This window comes from Aestuariibaculum sediminum (assembly GCF_014596945.1).
Classification (GTDB): Bacteria; Bacteroidota; Bacteroidia; order Flavobacteriales; family Flavobacteriaceae; genus Aestuariibaculum; species Aestuariibaculum sediminum.
Genome location: NZ_JACVXB010000010.1, coordinates 17,527 through 32,518 on the forward strand (window position 1 = coordinate 17,527; position 14,992 = coordinate 32,518).

Annotated in this window: 13 protein-coding genes; 6 read left to right on the forward strand and 7 right to left on the reverse strand. The window is 34.4% G+C overall.

Translation table 11 applies throughout. The annotated features are described in order from the left end of the window. Positions 1 to 117 precede the first annotated feature (117 nt). Positions 118 to 1,515, reverse strand: a complete 1,398-nt coding sequence (fumC, locus tag ICJ83_RS15670) for a class II fumarate hydratase (protein WP_188231355.1) — start codon at positions 1,513 to 1,515, stop codon at positions 118 to 120. Between the two features lie 173 nt (positions 1,516 to 1,688). Here fumC and ICJ83_RS15675 point away from each other — a divergent pair, with 173 nt between their 5' ends. Both ICJ83_RS15675 and ICJ83_RS15680 read left to right on the forward strand, forming a co-directional pair. Next, a complete protein-coding gene (locus ICJ83_RS15675) occupies positions 1,689 to 2,330 on the forward strand; it encodes a peroxiredoxin (RefSeq protein ID WP_188231356.1) in 642 nt (213 codons plus the stop codon). Between the two features lie 184 nt (positions 2,331 to 2,514). Beyond that, entirely contained in the window at positions 2,515 to 2,682 is a 168-nt protein-coding gene (locus ICJ83_RS15680) for a hypothetical protein (protein ID WP_188231357.1), read from the forward strand. Between the two features lie 87 nt (positions 2,683 to 2,769). Here the strand turns inward: ICJ83_RS15680 and ICJ83_RS15685 are convergent, their stop codons facing one another. The 4 genes from ICJ83_RS15685 to prfB form a co-directional block, all read right to left on the reverse strand. Next, positions 2,770 to 5,304, reverse strand: coding sequence for an outer membrane beta-barrel family protein (locus ICJ83_RS15685; RefSeq protein WP_188231358.1), 2,535 nt, complete (start codon positions 5,302 to 5,304; stop codon positions 2,770 to 2,772). A gap of 88 nt (positions 5,305 to 5,392) precedes the next feature. Beyond that, the gene (arsC, locus tag ICJ83_RS15690; RefSeq protein WP_188231359.1) at positions 5,393 to 5,734 is read right to left on the reverse strand and encodes an arsenate reductase (glutaredoxin); all 342 of its coding nucleotides are present in this window, start codon (positions 5,732 to 5,734) and stop codon (positions 5,393 to 5,395) included. Next, positions 5,731 to 6,351: an HAD family hydrolase gene (locus tag ICJ83_RS15695; RefSeq protein ID WP_188231360.1), complete on the reverse strand. Its 621-nt coding sequence runs from the start codon at positions 6,349 to 6,351 to the stop codon at positions 5,731 to 5,733. Before ICJ83_RS15695 ends, arsC begins: the two co-directional genes overlap by 4 nt. Next, positions 6,348 to 7,458, reverse strand: a protein-coding gene (gene prfB / locus ICJ83_RS15700; RefSeq protein WP_188231361.1) for a peptide chain release factor 2 whose coding sequence is annotated in 2 segments (ribosomal slippage) — positions 6,348 to 7,394 and positions 7,396 to 7,458 — 1,110 coding nt in all. Because the reading frame shifts where the segments join, the coding sequence is not laid out codon by codon here. The genes ICJ83_RS15695 and prfB overlap by 4 nt, the downstream gene beginning before the upstream one ends. A 145-nt stretch (positions 7,459 to 7,603) precedes the next feature. Here prfB and ICJ83_RS15705 point away from each other — a divergent pair. After that, a complete protein-coding gene (locus tag ICJ83_RS15705) occupies positions 7,604 to 8,620 on the forward strand; it encodes a threonine aldolase family protein (protein WP_188231362.1) in 1,017 nt (338 codons plus the stop codon). Positions 8,621 to 8,629: 9 nt separating this feature from the next. Here the strand turns inward: ICJ83_RS15705 and ICJ83_RS15710 are convergent, their stop codons facing one another. Next, positions 8,630 to 8,950, reverse strand: a complete 321-nt coding sequence (locus tag ICJ83_RS15710) for a YbaB/EbfC family nucleoid-associated protein (protein ID WP_188231363.1) — start codon at positions 8,948 to 8,950, stop codon at positions 8,630 to 8,632. Positions 8,951 to 9,084: 134 nt separating this feature from the next. On the opposite strand from ICJ83_RS15710, the gene ICJ83_RS15715 reads away from it, so the two are divergent. The 3 genes from ICJ83_RS15715 (at position 9,085) to ICJ83_RS15725 (ending at position 13,792) form a co-directional block, all read left to right on the forward strand. Then, a complete protein-coding gene (locus ICJ83_RS15715; protein ID WP_223154812.1) occupies positions 9,085 to 11,157 on the forward strand; it encodes a S9 family peptidase in 2,073 nt (690 codons plus the stop codon). A 78-nt stretch (positions 11,158 to 11,235) separates the two neighbouring features. Continuing rightward, entirely contained in the window at positions 11,236 to 12,276 is a 1,041-nt protein-coding gene (locus ICJ83_RS15720) for a PLP-dependent cysteine synthase family protein (protein WP_188231365.1), read from the forward strand. Between the two features lie 256 nt (positions 12,277 to 12,532). Further along, positions 12,533 to 13,792, forward strand: a complete 1,260-nt coding sequence (locus ICJ83_RS15725) for an aminotransferase class I/II-fold pyridoxal phosphate-dependent enzyme (RefSeq protein WP_188231366.1) — start codon at positions 12,533 to 12,535, stop codon at positions 13,790 to 13,792. Between the two features lie 69 nt (positions 13,793 to 13,861). Here ICJ83_RS15725 and ICJ83_RS15730 read toward each other — a convergent pair whose 3' ends face one another. Continuing rightward, complete coding sequence (locus ICJ83_RS15730; protein ID WP_188231367.1) at positions 13,862 to 14,983, reverse strand: GTP cyclohydrolase; 1,122 nt, start codon at positions 14,981 to 14,983, stop codon at positions 13,862 to 13,864. Positions 14,984 to 14,992: the final 9 nt, after the last annotated feature.

Below are 14,992 nucleotides of genomic sequence, written 5' to 3' on the forward strand. Positions count from 1 at the left end.
TTCCTTCGGTAAAGAACTAACTAAACTAACTAAGGAAGATTAATAGCTAACCAACTTAAAAAAAAACAGGTAAAATATTTTACCTGTTTTTTTATGAAAATAAATTTAAGGAGGATGTTATTTTAAACTTCCAACCATATCTTCAGGTTTTACCCACTCATCATAGTCTTCAGCAGATACATACCCTAAATTAATTGCCTCTTCTTTTAAAGTTGTGCCGTTTTTATGTGCTGTATTTGCAATTTCAGCAGCTTTGTAATATCCAATTTTTGTATTTAAAGCCGTTACCAGCATTAACGAATTATTTAGTAATTTTTTAATTACATCGTGGTTGGGTTCTATACCTACAGCGCAATTTTCTTCAAAACTTACGCAGGCATCACCAATTAATTGAGCCGATTGTAAAACATTTGCAGCCATTACAGGTTTGAATACATTTAATTCGTAATGTCCCTGTAAACCGCCAACCGAAACAGCAACATCGTTACCCATTACCTGAGCGCAAACCATAGTTAAAGCTTCACACTGTGTTGGGTTTACTTTCCCTGGCATAATTGAACTCCCTGGTTCGTTTGCCGGAATAATTATTTCACCAATACCACTTCTTGGACCAGAAGCCATTAGTCTAATATCGTTGGCAATTTTATTTAACGAAACAGCTAATTGCTTTAAAGCTCCATGAGTCTCAACTAACGCATCATGAGCCGCAAGTGCTTCAAATTTATTAGGAGCCGTTACAAAAGGTAATTTGGTAAATTGGGCGATATATTCAGCAACACGCTTACTATATCCTTTAGGTGTATTTAATCCTGTACCAACCGCAGTACCACCTAAAGCTAATTCGCTTAAATGAGGCAAAGTGTTTTCCAGAGCATTTAATCCGTGATTTAGTTGTGCAACATAACCAGATAGCTCTTGACCTAAAGTTAATGGTGTAGCATCCATTAAGTGCGTACGACCAATTTTAACAACGTTTTTAAAAGCTTCAGATTTTTTTTGAAGTGTATCTCGTAATTGTTTTACACCAGGAATAGTAACTTCTACAATTTTTTTGTAGGCTGCAATATGCATCCCTGTAGGGAATGTGTCGTTTGATGATTGTGACTTATTTACATCGTCGTTTGGTTGAATTACTTTATCACCTTCGCCTATAACTTTACCCGCTAACTGCTGAGCTCTATTAGCAATAACCTCATTAACATTCATATTACTTTGGGTCCCCGAACCGGTTTGCCAAATAACTAAAGGAAACTGATCGTCGTGTTTTCCATCTAATATTTCATCGCAAACGGCAGCGATTAAATCGCGTTTTTCAATGGGTAATACACCCAGTTCGCAGTTAGTAAAAGCCGCAGCTTTTTTTAAGTAGGCAAACCCGTAAACAATCTCTAATGGCATAGATGCCACAGGCCCTATTTTAAAATTGTTTCGAGAGCGCTCAGTTTGTGCGCCCCAAAGTTTATCGGCAGGCACTTTAACCTCGCCCATGGTATCTTTTTCTATTCTAAAACTCATCGTAATAATGATTTGATTAAAGTAACAAAGTTAACTTTTTAGTAGGTTTTAATGTATGATAAAAGGTAGATTTATTAATTTTTTTTCATCTTGAAAATATATATTGAATTTATTCTTTAAAATCTATTAAATTGATTAATTTAGTAGGAATTAAACTGTAAATAATTTTAATTATGGCAACAATAAGATTAGGAGATGAAGCCCCTAACTTTACGGCAAAGTCTACTGAAGGTGATATTAATTTTCATGAATGGTTAGGTGATAGTTGGGGTATATTATTTTCACATCCAGCTGATTATACTCCGGTTTGTACTACAGAATTGGGAACGGTGGCGAAATATAAAGAGGAATTTGCAAAGCGTAACGTAAAAGTTGTAGCATTAAGTGTGGATGGTTTAGAATCCCACAAAGGTTGGGTAAACGATATTAACGAAACGCAAAACACAACAGTAAATTTTCCAATTATCGCTGATGAAGACCGAAAAGTATCTGAATTATATGATATGATTCATCCAAATGCTAGTGAAAAATTCACCGTTCGTTCGGTTTTTGTGATTGGAGATGATAAGAAGGTGAAATTGATTATTACGTATCCTGCATCAACAGGAAGAAACTTTGAAGAACTTTTAAGGGTTATTGATAGTTTGCAATTAACGGCTTATCATAAGGTCGCGACACCTGCAAACTGGAAAAACGGTGAAGATGTTGTGATTTCTCCTGCTATTACAAATGAAGAAATACCTGATTTATTTCCAAAAGGGCATAAAGAGGTAAAACCCTATTTAAGGATGACCCCGCAACCAAATTTAGATTAATTAGGATTAACACTTAATAAATAGAATTAATTGTTTTTATTGAATAACAGTAGCTTAGTACAATCTTAAGGTAAAACAAGAATTATTTTCTTAAAAAGTCTGTTAATAATTTTTAGTTTCATATTGTATTACAAAAAGCTTTATATTATCTTTGCTACATATTTTTTAAAGACACTTGATAATTATGTTCGATTTTGACCAATATTTAGGATTTTTAGCATTCTTAACCATTTTAACCATAGGGTTTTGGTTAATGATTTTCTTATTAACTTTCGTAATTCCTTACTGGATTGGGGGAGCTTTAATTGAAAGAATTAAAGAAATTAGAGAAGAAAAAAAAGCTAAGCGTTAATAAACGAGACATAGTTTTAATAAATAGAATAAAAAAGGGGAGACTAAATTTAGTCTCCCCTTTTTTATTGGCTGTTGGGTTAATTTTTTAAAAACCTCCCATATCATCATCGTCCATACCACCACCTTGGTTTGGTCGCTCACGTTTTTTCTGTTGATTAAATCTGTAAATTAAAGATAAATTAATTTGACGTTGTCTCCATTGGAACTCACCATAAGTCTCTATGCCTTCTGTAAATCTTACAGTACGATATTTTCTTGAATTTAACAGATCTCTGGCATTTAATGAAACCGTTGCATTATTATTGAAAAGGTCTTTACTTAATGCAATATCTAACGAGAAGATACCTTTTGTTTCTCCTTGGGCAGTGGCGTTCGCTCCTCGATAGTTCATATTAGTTTGCCAATCGATGTCTGAAGGCAATGTTACTTTACTACTAAAACGAGCAAACCAACTCGTGTTTTTAGCACTATAATCTATGCCATTAAACTCTCCATCTTTTTCAAACTGGAAAAAGTTAAAGCTAGAATTGATTCGTAACCACTTTTCAGGGTTATACATAATCCCAACTTCACCACCTGTTCTTATGTTAGTCGATAAGTTTATAGGTATTCTTCTTGTAATTTGGATGCCATCAGAGGTAAAGTAACCCGTGTTTTCTTGAATAAATTCGAACGATTCGGTTTCGTGCTGGTAATACACCGAAGAGGTTAAGGTAAGTTTATCCCAGCGCTTTAAGTAACCAATGTCGAATGCGCTAGCGAAAGCTGGATCTAAATTTGGATTCCCTTGAAAAACGGTTGTACGACTGGAACGTGATGGAAACGGATTAATATACCAACTATTAGGTCTGTTAATACGTCGGTTATATCCAAATGATACGTTTTCTTCAGAATCTTCACTATCTCCCGATAAATTGTAAATTAAATTAACGGTTGGGAATAGTCCTAAATAATTATTATTAAAGTCGGTGTCTATTGGATAACCAAAAGCACTTTGAAGCTCTTCTTCGGTTAATCGTGAATCTATGTTTCCTTTTATTTGTGTATTTTCTAAGCGAAGTCCCAAAAGGAATGAAAATTCACCAAACTTAGTACCATATTGAGTGTATACGGCGTTTACATTTTGAGTATAGTCGAATACATTGGTCAAAGTATCATTAATAAAATAGCTTCCATCACTAATATCTTCCTGCTCGAGAATATAATCTGTTATTTTATTACTAAAATTACCTCTATACCCCGCTTCAAATCTCGCATTTTCATTTATAGGAAGCACATAATCGGTTTGTATTAAGTATTCGTTTTGGTCTTCGGTTGTAAATACATTTTCGTTTTGAAACGGATCAGGATTCACTTTATCAGTAAACTCGTAATTTTCATCTATTAAAGTTAATTTATCTTCAAAGTCATTTTCATATTGTAAATCGGCAGTTAACTGATGTCCATCATCATTAAATTTAGTAATATAATTTAAGGCTAACTGGTATCTTTTATCATCTTCACCTTCGCGTTCATTACGTATTGTTTTTTCAACAATATTACCGCCGTTATATCGATCACTTACATTAATTGACAAATCATCGTCATTACCGAAGTTGTAAAACAAACTACCGGTTACTGAAGTTTTATCGGATATAAAATACTCCATTCCTAAATTGGCATTGTAGTTTCTGTTTATGCGGTCTACATTCTGATCTTCAATAATTCTTTCGTATTCTGGTATTCCGGCATCAGTTTCAGAATATTTGCTGTCGCTGTAACTTGTTCTAGGTGGAGCAGAATAGCGGTAGCCTAAATTTGTAAATAAATTATATTTTTCTGTTCTGTAATTTAAATTAGCTGAAATCCCTGCATTATCTGGTGTTCCAAGGGTTAAATTAAAAGACCCGTTAAACCCTAGGGTTTCTTTTTGTCTTAAAATAATATTTAATATTCCAGCAGTACCTTCGGCATCGTATCTTGCAGAAGGGGAAGTGATTACTTCAACCCGTTCAATCGCTTCGGCTGGTAATTGACTAAAAATATTAGTATCGCCAAAGCCAGCCATTGCCGATGGTTTTCCATTAATTAAAATACGGACGTTTTCGTTTCCTCTTAAGCTAATTCCTCCTTCTACATCAACTGATACGGAAGGGACATTATTTAGGGCATCGCTTACGGTGCCTCCAGCAGTGGTTAAATCCTTTCCAATATTATATATTTTCTTATCCAGCTTAATTTCTACCGTGGTTCGTTCAGCAATCACTTCAACTTCGTCTAAAGCTTCTAAATCTTCGGTTAAACCTATTACTCCTAGATTTTCGTTTTTTGTTAAATTCTTATTTTTTAAAGTAACTTTTTTATAGGAGATATATTCAATTGAAATATCATAAATACCTTTAGGAATAGGTATGCTAAATTTGCCTTCTGCATCAGTAATACCCCCGTCTACAATTTTATTTTCAGCCTTACTAAAAAAAGCAATGGTAGCGTATTCTAGTGGATAATTCATAGTTTTATCGATTACCTTACCCGAAACAATAATGTTTTTATCAGAGGGATCGACACTTTTAGGTTGTGCATAAATAGAAGAAATTAACCCTAATGTCATTAGGGTTGATATAATATATTTGATGGCCATAAAGGAGTTTTTGTTTTTTTAGACCACAAAAGAACACATTAGTTTAGCCGATATCTGTTAAAATAAAGTTAATAATAGCCAGTGCCAACTATAGAATTTCAGCTATTTTTTCTGTGGGTCGCCCAATTACAGCTTTAGTATCATTTATTACTATGGGACGCTCTATAAGTTTTGGGTTTTTTACCATAGCTTTTATGATATCGGCATCACTAAGTTCTTTTCCTTTATAATCAGATTTCCAAATAGCTTCATTTTTCCGAACCAATTCTATAGGGGAAATACCTAAAAGTTTTATGATTTCTGTTAATTCTTTTTCAGAAGGTACATTTTCTAGGTATTTTACTATTTCGAATTCTTTACCCATATCTTCTAAAAAATGAACGCCCATACGTGACTTGCTGCATCGGTTGTTGTGATATATTTTTATCATGAGATGTGTATGTTAAAGGTTTTTAAATCTTCAATTAATTGTTCAGGATTTTTAAATTGAATACCGTTAATTTTTAAGGCTTTGGCAGCTTCTATATTTCTTTTATTGTCATCTATAAAAATGGCCTGTTCTGGTTTTATATTGTACCGATTCAGGGTTGTGTTATAAATCTCTTTAAAAGGCTTTCTTGTTTTTTCATCGCCCGAGACCACAATGCCTTCAAACCAATCTAAAAAATCAAATCTTTTTTGTGCAATAGGAAAGGTTTCGCTACTCCAATTAGTTAATGCAACAATTTTGTATTTCTTTGATTCGATTAGTTGTTTTAGTACAGATACGGTTCCTGAAATGGCACCGCCTAGCATGTCTTCCCAGTTCCCATAAAACAAACGAATATAAGTTTCGTATTCTGGAAATTTTAAGACCAAATCCTCAGTAGCTTGGGCTAAGGGGTACCCTGCATCCTGATTTTCGTTCCAGTCGCTTGTACAAATATTTTCTAAAAACCATTTTGTTTTTTCCTTGTCACCGTTAAAAGCTTTTAAAAAAACGTATTCTGGGTTCCAGTCGATTAGTACACCGCCTAAATCGAAAATTATAGTATCTATGTAAATCATAACGTGTTATCATCTTCTACTTGCTGCCCCATCATCATTAAATAGGCTTTTAAGAAAGGACTTATATTCCCGTCCATTACAGCATCTACATTACTGGTTTCATGACCCGTTCTTACATCTTTAACCAATTTATAAGGTTGCATCACATAATTACGAATCTGACTACCCCATTCAATTTTCATTTTACTGGCTTCTATATCTTCACGTTGAGCCATTTGCTTTTGCAATTCTATCTCATAAAGTTGTGATTTAAGCATTTGCATGGCTCGAGCACGATTGTCATGTTGCGAACGCGTTTCAGAACAAGATATTTGAATGCCTGTTGGTTTGTGAGTAAGCTGTACTTTGGTTTCGACTTTATTTACATTTTGTCCACCTGCACCACTTGATCGTGCCGTTGTAATTTCAATATCGGCTGGGTTGATTTCTATTTCAATACTATCATCGACTAATGGATATACATAAACTGAAGCAAAGCTAGTATGGCGCTTGGCGTTACTGTCGAAAGGGGAGATACGAACTAATCGGTGTACTCCGTTTTCACCTTTAAGCCATCCAAAAGCAAAATCCCCTTCAATTTCTAGAGTCACCGTTTTAATACCAGCAACATCACCTTCTTGAAAGTTTAATTCTTTTACTTTAAATCCACTTTTTTCGGCATACATAAGGTACATACGCATAAGCATGCTAGCCCAGTCACAGCTTTCGGTACCACCAGCACCAGCCGTAATTTGAAGTACGGCACTTAGGCTGTCACCTTCATCCGAAAGCATGTTTTTAAATTCAGTATCTTCAAGTAAAGTAGAAGCTTTTTCGTATTGCTTTTGAACGTCATCTTCAGAACTTTCACCTTCTTTATAAAACTCATAGAGCACGTCTAAGTCTTCAATAAGAGTTTTTATCGTATTATAATCTTCAACCCATTTTTTCTTCACACGAAGCGATTTCATTGTGGCTTCGGCACTTTTGGGGTCATTCCAGAAATTGGGGTCGAAAGTCTTTTCTTCTTCGTTTTGAATTTCAATAAGTTTTCTATCTAAGTCAAAGATAGTGCCTTAGTTTGTCAAGGCGGGTGTTTAGATCTTTAATTTGATCGGAAGTTATCATGTATTTATACCGTTATGATTTGTCAAATGCCAATTATTGGCTTTTTGGTTTCAACAAAATTAAAATTAAAAGAAAGAGCAGAAAATATTTATTGACTTATTTTTATAGTTTTACTCAAATAATCAAAATTCGTAAGTATAAAAAAATGAAAATAGATTTACGTAGCGACACGGTAACAAAACCAAGTAAAGCAATGCTTGAAGCTATGATGAATGCCCAGGTTGGAGATGATGTATTTCGTGAGGATGCCACTGTAACTCTCTTAGAAAACCGACTCGCAAAAATGTTTGGAAAATCTGACGCATTGTTTTTTCCAAGTGGCACTATGGCTAACCAAACCGCTATAAAATTGCATACTAAGCCAGGAGAACAGGTTATTTGCGATAAATATGCTCATATTTATAATTATGAATCTGGTGGTGCTTCATTTAATAGTGGTGTGTCGTGTAAATTAATTGATGGTGACCGAGGGATGTTTAATGCAAATCAGGTTTTGGATGCCATTAACCCAGAAGACTATTATTATGCTAAAACCAGTTTAGTTGAAGTCGAAAACACCACCAATAAAGGAGGTGGAGCATGTTGGGATTTCAAAGAACTTAAAAAGATAAAGCAAATTTGTAAAGCTAAAGGTTTAGGTTACCATTTGGATGGCGCTCGCTTATGGCATGCCTTGGTTAAAACCAATCAAACACCTAAGCAGTATGGTGATATTTTTGATACCATTTCGGTATGTTTAAGTAAAGGTTTAGGATGTCCGGTTGGTTCCGTTTTAATTGGTGATACCGAAATAATGAAAGAAGCATTGCGGATTCGAAAGGTGTTTGGAGGTAATATGCGGCAAATAGGTTATTTAGCAGCAGCTGGATTATATGCTTTAGATCATAACATAGAACGATTAGCCGAAGACCATATCAGGGCTAAGGAACTAGGAAAAGCATTAAGTCACTTGCCAGAAGTAAAAACAGTAGAACCTATTGAAACTAATATTGTGATTTTTGAATTAAATGAAAAAGCCTACGCAGAAACTTTTATTAAGAAATTAGCGGCGAACCACATTTTTATTATTGCCATGGGAGGAGGTAAGTTACGTATGGTAACTCACCTCGATTACACCCAATATATGCATGAAAAAGTTTTGAGTTTACTTAAAACTTTTTAGTTTGAATTATTAAAATAAATCCATGCCTGGAATATTAGGCATGCCTTCTTTAGCAACAGCAGCTAATTCGGTTTCGTTTACCTGAGTCGCTTTTTCAATGGCTTTGTTAAGTGTAAGGACCAGATAATCTTCAAGTTGTTCTTTGTCGATTAATAATTCATCATCTATTTCAATAGATTTTATAGTTCTATTGGCCGTAAGTGTAATTTTAAGTTTATTATCGTTACTAGCCGCATCAACTAAAACGGTATCCAAACGTTTCTTTGTTTCTTCAACTTTTTTCTGGGCCTCTTTCAGTTTACCCATCATATTCATCATATCTCCAAACATAGTGTGTAATTTTTTGCTACAAATGTAGTTATTCAGTATATAAATGAGATGAAATTTTCTGAAAAATGAAAAACTTAGGTATTTTTTTAATCATTAGCGTTATTTTTGCGACCTCGTGTAAAAAACAAGCGAAGATGACAGAGGGAAAAGTTTTAATAACACCGCCAAAAGCAACGATAAAACCTAAGCAACTGGTAAAGCATGGTGATGTTCGAGTTGATAATTATTATTGGTTGAACGAAAGAGAAAATCCAGAGGTTTTAGCCTATTTGAATGCTGAGAATGAGTATACCAAAGCCATAATGGCGCATACTGAAGAGTTTCAACAGGAGCTGTTTGAAGAAATGAAGGGGCGCATTAAGGAAGATGATACTACAGTGCCTTATAAATTAAATGGGTATTGGTATATAACACGTTATGAAAAAGGTAAGGATTATCCGGTATATGCAAGAAAAAAAGATACTCTAGATGCAGTTGAAGAAATTCTGTTCGATTGTAATGAGATGGCCAAAGGACATTCGTTTTTCAATTTGGGTAGTATTTCTATAAGTCCCGATAATTCCATGGCTAGTTTTTCAATTGACACGGTAGGGCGTCGTCAATATACGATTCAGATAAAAAATCTGATGACGGGAGAAATTTATCCTGATAAAATTGAAAATACGACTAGTAGTAGTACTTGGGCAAGCGATAACAAAACTTTGTTTTACTGTGTAAAAGATGAAGTAACATTACGTTCTAACAAGATAATGAAACATAAATTACATAATCATGCAAAAACCGATGAAGAGGTTTTTTATGAAGCAGATGATACGTTTAACACTTTTGTTTATAAAACCAAATCCAGAAAATATATCGTAATAGGTTCGTCGAGTACTTTATCGTCAGAGTACCGAATACTTAATGCCGATAATCCGGATGGAGAGTTTAAAGTTTTTCAAGAACGTCAGAGCGATTTGGAGTATAGTATCGCTCATTACAACGATTATTTTTATATCATAGCCAATAATGAGGGTGCTACTAATTTTAAGTTATTAAAGACGCCTGAAGGAGCTACTACTATCGAAAACTGGGAGGATGTTATTCCACACAGAGAAAATGTTCTGTTAGAGGATATTGAAATATTTAAAGATTATTTGGTTGTTAACGAACGAGAAAACGGTCTAAATAATTTAAGAATAATGAGTTGGAATGGTAAAGAAGATTATTATTTGCCATTTGAAAGTGAAACCTATACAACATATATAGGAAATAACCCCGATTTTGATAGTGATGTGTTGCGTTATGGTTTTAATGGTTTAACTGCGCCAAGTGCGGTAATTGATTATAATTTTATAACTAAAACTAAGCAAATTAAAAAGGAACAAGAGGTTTTAGGAGGAACATTTAAAAAAGAAAATTACGAATCTAAGCGCGTATGGGCGACCGCTCGAGATGGGGTGAAAATACCAATTTCGTTAGTTTATAAAAAAGGAACAAAACTGGATGGCACAAGTCCGTTATTACAATATGCTTACGGTTCTTATGGGCATACTATAGATCCTTCGTTTTCTTCAGTACGTTTAAGTTTGTTAGATAGGGGCTTCATTTATGCTATAGCACATATTAGAGGCGGCGAATATTTAGGTCGAAATTGGTATGAAACAGGCAAACTGCAGACCAAACTAAATACGTTTTATGATTTTATAGATTGCTCTAAATATTTAATCCAGCAAAATTATACTTCAGAAAAACATTTATACGCCTATGGCGGTTCTGCCGGAGGATTGTTAATGGGGGCTGTAATGAATATGAATCCAGAACTTTACCATGGCGTAATTGCCGCTGTACCATTCGTTGATGTTGTAACGACCATGCTTGATGAAACAATTCCCTTAACAACAGGCGAGTACGATGAATGGGGAAACCCGAATGAGAAAGCGTATTACGATTATATGAAATTGTATTCACCATACGATAATGTAGAAGAAAAGTATTATCCAAATGTTTTAGTGACAACAGGATTACACGATTCACAAGTGCAATATTGGGAGCCAGCAAAATGGGTCGCAAAGCTCAGAGAACTAAAAAAAGATAATAATATTTTATTACTTCAAACTGATATGGATGCAGGTCATGGAGGAGCGTCAGGACGTTTTGAAAGCTTAAAAGAAGTAGCATTAGAGTACGCGTTTTTACTAGATTTGGAAGCAAGTTATGGTCAGTAAAAAAAAAAAACTTATTTTTGTCAGGTTTTAGGTTGCAAATATTTTTACTAATATTACCGTAGCTTATAAATAGCATTTATGAAAAACACAAATCAGGTTTTCGATAATGTATTAGATTTAGTGGGTAATACGCCCCTTATCAAGCTAAATAGAATTGTCTCGAATTTTAAAGGGGATTTCTACGCAAAAGTAGAATCTTTTAATCCCGGGCACTCTTCTAAGGATAGAACAGCTTTATACATTATTGAACAAGCAGAAAAGAAAGGTATTTTAAAACCAGGCGATACTATTATTGAAACAACCTCGGGTAATACCGGGTTCAGTATAGCCATGGTAAGTATCATTAAAGGGTATGAGTGCATTTTAGCTGTAAGTTCTAAATCTTCACCAGATAAAATAGACATGTTAAGAACAATGGGGGCTAAAGTTTATGTGTGCCCAGCTCATGTTCCTGCCGACGACCCCAGATCATACTACGAGGTTGCCAAGCGTATTCATAAAGAAAAACCAGGCTCTATTTATATTAATCAGTATTTTAATGAATTAAATATTGATGCACACTACGATTCTACGGGGCCAGAAATTTGGAAGCAAACCGAAGGTAAGATAACCCACCTTGTGGCATGTAGCGGTACCGGAGGAACCATTTCGGGAACGGCTCGATATTTAAAAGAACAAAATCCTAATATAAAAGTAATTGGCGTAGATGCTTTTGGGTCGGTTATAAAAAAATATCATGAAACTCGTGAGTTCGATGAGAAGGAAATTTACCCATATCGTATTGAAGGGTTGGGAAAAAATTTAATCCCAGGAGCTACCGATTTCGATATAATTGATGATTTTGTTAAAGTTACTGACGAAGAAAGTGCACATACCGCAAGGGAACTAGCAAGAACCGAAGGATTGTTTTCTGGTTATACATCGGGCGCAGCAATGCAAGCAATAAAACAGCTGGATGAAAGAGGAGAGTTTAAGAAAGGAGATAAAATAGTTGTAATTTTTCCAGATCACGGTTCGCGATATATGAGTAAAGTGTACAGTGATAAATGGATGCAGGATCAAGGGTTTTTTGATAGTAAAAACGAAGTTGCTGTAGAAAATATTCAGTACGTAAAATAAGTGCCGAAATAACAGATATAGAGAGATGATGATTGTTTAATAAACAAGAAATCATCTCTTTCTTTTTTTTGTAAATAATTGAACGTTAAAAATTATGTACAAAGAATTTAAATATTTAATTTTGCAGCAGCTAACTAAGAACGATAAAGCTTTCTTTTAACAGGCTATAATACAGGTTAAGCCTTGTGTTTCCTGATAAAAGCCATTTCGGGTTAATAGTTAAAGCTTAAATTAATAGCAATAAGATTTATTATAAATGAAGGATTTATTTGAAAAAATTTATAAAGACAAAGGTCCATTAGGTAAATGGGCGTCTCAAGCTGAGGGCTATTTTGTTTTTCCAAAATTAGAAGGTCAAATTTCTAATAGAATGAAATTTCAAGGGAAGGAAGTAATAACCTGGAGTATCAACGATTATTTAGGGTTAGCAAACCATCCTGAAATTCGTAAAGTAGATGGAGAGGCTGGTGTAGAGTACGGTTCAGCTTATCCAATGGGAGCCAGAATGATGTCTGGCCATACAGATCTTCACGAGTTGCTTCAAAAGGAGTTAGCAGAATTTGTAAATAAAGAAGCGGCTTATTTATTAAACTTTGGATATCAAGGAATGGTGTCTACAATAGATGCTTTAGTTTCTAAAGACGATATTATTGTTTACGATGTAGATGCACATGCCTGTATTATTGACGGAGTTCGTTTACACATGGGTAAACGCTTTACTTATAAGCATAATGACGTAGAAAGTTTAGAAAAAAATCTTGAGCGTGCCACTAAAATGGCAGAACAAACCGGAGGAGGTATTTTAGTAATCTCTGAAGGTGTTTTTGGTATGAGAGGTGAGCAAGGTAAATTAAAAGAAATTGCTGCGCTTAAAAAGAAATATAATTTTAGATTTTTAGTTGATGACGCTCACGGTTTTGGAACCTTGGGGAAAACAGGAGCAGGAGCAGGTGAAGAGCAAGGTGTGCAAGACGACATCGATGTGTATTTTGCTACTTTTGCTAAATCTATGGCCGGTACCGGAGCTTTTATTGCTGCCGACCAAGAAATTATAGATTATCTAAAGTATAATCTTCGTTCTCAAATGTTTGCGAAGTCATTACAAATGCAATTAGTTGTAGGAGCCAGAAAGCGTTTGGAAATGCTTAAAACAATGCCAGAGTTAAAAGATAAACTTTGGGAAAATGTAAGAGCATTACAATCAGGATTAAAAGATAGAGGTTTTGATATAGGAACAACGCAAAGTTGTGTAACTCCGGTGTATTTAAAGGGAAGTATTCCTGAGGCTATGGCTTTAGTGAAAGATTTAAGAGAGAATTTCGGTATTTTCTGTTCAATAGTTGTTTACCCAGTAATTCCAAAAGGATTAATATTATTGAGATTAATTCCTACGGCAACACATACTTTAGAAGATGTTAGAATTACTCTGGATGCTTTTGATGGTATTAGAGAACGATTAGAAAACGGTACTTACAAACGTTTATCAGCTTCGGTTGTAGCTGCAATGGGTGAGTAATAGTACTATTCAATTTATATAAAAAAACACCGCTAAAAATAGCGGTGTTTTTTTATATAGATATGTTATTTATATGTTTTTTCTGTAAGTTCGTCTTTTGGCGTAGACGGTAGCATCAAAATGTTTCCAGATTTGTCTAATAGCCACATTGTCGTCTAACTCAGGAGTTCTTACACAAGTTTCAACACCTTTTTCTTTAAATGTATCGTAAAATTCATTAAAAATAAGGGCATGAACACCTTTATTTTGATAATCTGGATGAACACCTATTAAATAAAAAATAGCGCTTTTACTGTTCTTTTTAGCTCTTAAAATATGCGAAAACCCAAATGGAAATAATTTTCCTTTTGCTTTTTGTAAGGCTTCGGCAAACGATGGTAAAACAACTGCAAAGGCTATTAAATTATCGTCCTTATCTACTACGAATTTAATGTACTCCGGATTAACAAATCCTATGAATTTCTTTTTAAAATATTCTTTTTGAATGTCGGTAACCGCAACGAAAGACGATAGTTTAGCATAGGTATCGTTAAATAAATCAAACATGCGATCAACATAAGGCATAACCTGAGATGTTTTCGTGAAGTTTAATGCTTTTAACTGATAACGTCTGGTAATGATGTCGTTGAGTTTTACGAATACTTTAGGATCAACATTTTTGAATGAAAAACTACTTTCAGAATATGATTTTTCAACATTATAGTTCAAAGCTTCATAATGCTTAATGTAGTAAGGGTGATTGTACCAGGTAACCATAGTTGCACGGGTTTCGAAGCCATCGTACATAACGCCAACTTTGTCTAAGTTTGAGAACCCCACAGGGCCTTCGGCGTACTCGAGACCATGAGATCGTCCTATGTCTTCTACTTTGTTAAGTAATGTTTTTGAAACTTCAAGGTCATCAATAAAATCGAACCATCCAAAACGCATTTTTTTAACGTTTTGTCCTTTAACTTCTAACCAGTTTATCATGGCAGCAACACGTCCTACAACTTCATTTTTATTATTATAGGCAAGGAAAAGAGTGGCTTCGGCATCATGAAAAACAGGGTTTTCATTGGGGTCAAATGTTTTCATTTCCTCTGTGATAATAGGGGGAACCCAATATTTCGAATCTTTATAAAGTTTGAATGGAAACTTTACAAAGTTTTTTAAATCTTTCTTTGTTTTAACTTCTTTTAATGTAATCATAAGTTTTTG

Coding starts and splice junctions, on each gene's coding strand:
- fumC (WP_188231355.1), bottom strand. CDS start 1,515: ATGAGTTTTAGAATAGAAAAAGATACCATGGGCGAGGTTAAAGTGCCT.
- ICJ83_RS15675 (WP_188231356.1), top strand. CDS start 1,689: ATGGCAACAATAAGATTAGGAGATGAAGCCCCTAACTTTACGGCAAAG.
- ICJ83_RS15680 (WP_188231357.1), top strand. CDS start 2,515: ATGTTCGATTTTGACCAATATTTAGGATTTTTAGCATTCTTAACCATT.
- ICJ83_RS15685 (WP_188231358.1), bottom strand. CDS start 5,304: ATGGCCATCAAATATATTATATCAACCCTAATGACATTAGGGTTAATT.
- arsC (WP_188231359.1), bottom strand. CDS start 5,734: ATGATAAAAATATATCACAACAACCGATGCAGCAAGTCACGTATGGGC.
- ICJ83_RS15695 (WP_188231360.1), bottom strand. CDS start 6,351: ATGATTTACATAGATACTATAATTTTCGATTTAGGCGGTGTACTAATC.
- ICJ83_RS15705 (WP_188231362.1), top strand. CDS start 7,604: ATGAAAATAGATTTACGTAGCGACACGGTAACAAAACCAAGTAAAGCA.
- ICJ83_RS15710 (WP_188231363.1), bottom strand. CDS start 8,950: ATGTTTGGAGATATGATGAATATGATGGGTAAACTGAAAGAGGCCCAG.
- ICJ83_RS15715 (WP_223154812.1), top strand. CDS start 9,085: ATGACAGAGGGAAAAGTTTTAATAACACCGCCAAAAGCAACGATAAAA.
- ICJ83_RS15720 (WP_188231365.1), top strand. CDS start 11,236: ATGAAAAACACAAATCAGGTTTTCGATAATGTATTAGATTTAGTGGGT.
- ICJ83_RS15725 (WP_188231366.1), top strand. CDS start 12,533: ATGAAGGATTTATTTGAAAAAATTTATAAAGACAAAGGTCCATTAGGT.
- ICJ83_RS15730 (WP_188231367.1), bottom strand. CDS start 14,983: ATGATTACATTAAAAGAAGTTAAAACAAAGAAAGATTTAAAAAACTTT.